This is a genomic window from Micromonospora sp. CNZ296 (genome assembly GCF_007827635.1).
The window spans coordinates 1-1,418 of the sequence record NZ_VISW01000067.1; the positions used below are offsets into that span (position 1 = coordinate 1).

Annotated in this window: 1 protein-coding gene; it reads right to left on the reverse strand. The window is 67.6% G+C overall.

Annotation, left to right across the window (positions count from 1 at the left end; translation table 11 throughout):
* Positions 1-55: 55 nt before the first annotated feature.
* Positions 56-1,300 (reverse strand): IS256 family transposase, encoded by a 1,245-nt coding sequence (locus FB455_RS34115; protein ID WP_013284934.1) that lies wholly within the window; start codon positions 1,298-1,300, stop codon positions 56-58.
* Positions 1,301-1,418 lie beyond the last annotated feature (118 nt).

The following is a 1,418-nucleotide window of genomic DNA, read 5'->3' on the forward strand; positions in this document are numbered from 1 at the left end:
GGTCGCGTCCGCGCTGGTGGTGTAGGAGACGGCCATCGCGTGATCCGGTCTGATGTTATGCGGCGATCGAGGTCGGGTCGGTCTGGTCGGTGGCGTGTTGGTCTGTGTCGATGGTGATCAGGCGGGCTTTAGCGAGTAGTTCGAGGCCCATGTAGCGGCGTCCTTCGGTCCACTCGTCGGTCTGCTCGGCCAGGACGGCGCCGACGAGGCGGATGATCGCCGCCCGGTTCGGGAAGATCCCGACGACGTCGGTGCGACGGCGGATTTCCTTGTTGAGCCGCTCCTGTGGGTTGTTCGACCAGATCTGGCGCCAGATCTCGCGGGGGAAGCCGGTGAACGCCAGGAGGTCGTCGCGGGCGGCGTCGAGGTGCTCGGCCGCGGCCGGGAACTTCGCTTCGATCGTGGTCACGACCCGGTCGAACTGGGCGCGGACAGCGTCGGCGTCGGGCTGGTCGAAGATCGTGCGGACCAGGGTGGCGATCCACGGCTGCGCCGACTTGGGCACCTTCGTCAGCAGGTTGCGCAGATAGTGGGTCCTGCACCGCTGCCACGAAGCTCCCGGCAAAGCCGCCCCGATCGCGGCCACGAGGCCGGCGTGGGCGTCGGAGATGACCAGGCGGACACCGGACAGGCCTCGGGCGGTCAGGCTGCGCAGGAACGCCAACCAGCCGGCGCCGTCCTCGTCGGAGGCCACGTCCAGGCCCAGCACTTCACGGCCGCCGTCGGCGTTGACCCCAACCGCGATCAGGGCGTGGACGTTGACGGTCCGGCCGTGCTCGCGGACCTTCATCGTCAGGGCGTCCATCCACACAAACGTGTAGTGGGCGGCGTCCAAGGGTCGGTTGCGGAACGCCTCCACCTGCGCGTCCAGATGCGCGGCCATCTCCGAGACCTGCGACTTGGACAGCTGCCGGATCCCGAGCTGCTCGACCAGCTTCTCCACCCGCCGAGTCGACACCCCCAGCAGATAGCTCGTGGCCACGACCGAGACCAGGGCCTGCTCGGCCCGACGCCGGTGGGTCAGCAACCACTCCGGGAAGTAGCTGCCGTGTCGCAGCTTCGGGATCGCCAGGTCGATCGTGCCGGCGCGGGTGTCCCATTCCCGAGGCCGGTAACCGTTGCGCGAGTTGACCCGCTCATCGCTGCGCTGCCCGTACCCGGCGCCGCAGATCGCGTCGGCCTCGGCGGACATCACCGCCTGCACGAACGTCTTGATCATCGCTTGCAACACGTCCGACGACGCGCCCTCGATCTGCTCGCGCAGCAGGTCAACAGGGTTCACACTCTCTGAAGCGGCCATCGCGTCCTCTTCTCCTTCTCTGACTTGGTCGTCTTGAAGGATCGACGCGATGGCCGTCTCTCATCTACGCAACACGCCCATCACGGGCAAGTCGTACACCACTCCCGTGGACGCAACC